We start from the raw sequence: 1826 nt of genomic DNA on the forward strand, positions 1-1826 counted from the left end.
GCCAAGGGGCATCTGTCGCAGCGGCACAGATCGCCCAAGAGGCCCAGGTGTTCGTCACGCAGGCGCGCAATGCCGTAGATGCTGCTGCCATCCAGGTCGAATCAGGTCGGGCGGCCGCTCAGCGAAGTGCTCAAGCGGCGGCGGCAAGCGAGGCTAACGCTGCCGCAGTCGTTACGGGCGGCACAGCCAGCTTCAACCCAGCCCCGGGCAACATCCCGATCGGCAGCGCTGAGAGCAAGATCAACGAAGACTGGCTGCCCGCTTCCGTAGCGCGGACCCAGCGAGTAAACGAGGTGGCCACCCAAGCAGCTCATGCCGAGCAGCTGGCCACTTCGCTCAACGGTAAAGTCACGACGGCGGCCGGTGCAGGACAGGTCCCACAAGCAGGCGAAGCAGGCGTTCTTGCGGAGGAATGGATGCCCCAGTCACTTGCCCGCGTCTCTGCGCTTCAGGCCCCTGATGGGGCCGACGATATCGGGTACGAAGGCGGCACGGTCAAGGACGAGCTGGACAAAGCGAAGGTTCTTCTCGATTACGTTGAGCTGCGCGCCTACAGCGGGGATGCGATGCGCGTGACCCTGACTCGGGCCGGTATTGCTGGGGATTTCCTGCGCATCGCCGCCCAGTCCGGTCGTGCGGACAACGGCGGAACCTATGTCATCGCCAGCAACGGCGCGGCATGGAGCAGGGTTTACGAAGGGAAAGTGCATGCGGCCTGGTTTGAAGGCTCCACCGACCTCGCGATAATCCAGCGCGCTATTGATGAGGCGATCGCAGTCGGGGTTCAGGAGGTGCTGATCTCCCGGCAGTACGTTTGCGTGGGAGCCCTGAAGAATCGCACCAATGTGCGCTTCGTGGGCGACGGGCAGCTTTCGGGGAATGCCAGCTACAGGGTCCGAGTCATCCCGGAATCTGCTCCAACTACCTCGCCGAAGTTTTATGACCTTGACCCGGCCCGGCACCTGAAGGCCTTTTCCAATGCTCGCGCTCCGGTTGTGGTCCTGACCGGCAGCTCGACGGGTACTTGGAATCCGAATACGGTGGATACCGGGGGCGGCGTTGCTGCGATGCTGTCGCTGCGTATCAAGCAGCTCAACCCAGAAAAGAAGATCACCTTCTTCAACCGCTGCATTGGCGGGCAGACCTTCGCCAACCTGGACGGCAAACCGTCTGCGTTCCCGGGTTGGTACGCAGATTCAAGTCGCGCGTGGATTGATTACATCTCTGACGTGAAGCCGGATGTCATCTACATCATCATGGGCAGCAACGACAGCAGCGCGATTTCGAGTGCGGCGCTTACATCGGCCGTCGCCAAAATGAAAGCCTTCGCCAAGGTGCCTGATCTGGTTTTCATCACGCAGCCCTCGGTCTGCGCAGACCCGAACGATGCATATGCGTCCTACGGCAGCTACGCGGATCAGGAAGGCCGGGACTTCGCCGCCGGCCTGGTGCGTTCCTTCGCGATCTACAACGGGCACGGCTTGATCGACGGCAATCGGATGGGCGGCATTGTTCTCGACGGCCGCGACATCCTCACCACATCGATGAAACGTTTCGCCTCAAGTGTGGATACGCCTGCCGGGCTGTATACGTGCCCCGTGGCGGCGCATGACTTCACGCTGAACCTGGCGTTCGTTGGTGATGCTGGGGCGAACACTGCGGCCTTCAGCTTGACCGGCAACCCCAATAACCCGCCGTTTGTGCGAGTGGGCGCAGGCGGCGGCTCAGGTAGCTCGGGGGATATCGTCCAAATCCGCAAGGACGCGAACGGCTTCTTCGTTTTCCAGTGCTACTGCGCGGGCGTGAACTATCAAACGATCAACACG

Annotated in this window: 1 protein-coding gene; it reads left to right on the plus strand. The window is 61.7% G+C overall.

Annotation, left to right across the window (positions count from 1 at the left end):
- Positions 1 to 47: 47 nt before the first annotated feature.
- The coding region (locus tag SLW75_RS28180) for a hypothetical protein (RefSeq protein WP_410936070.1) at positions 48 to 1826 on the plus strand (1779 nt) is incomplete at its 3' end.

The sequence above is a fragment of the Pseudomonas sp. W5-01 genome (genome assembly GCF_046540435.1).
GTDB lineage: Bacteria > Pseudomonadota > Gammaproteobacteria > Pseudomonadales > Pseudomonadaceae > Aquipseudomonas > Aquipseudomonas graminis_B.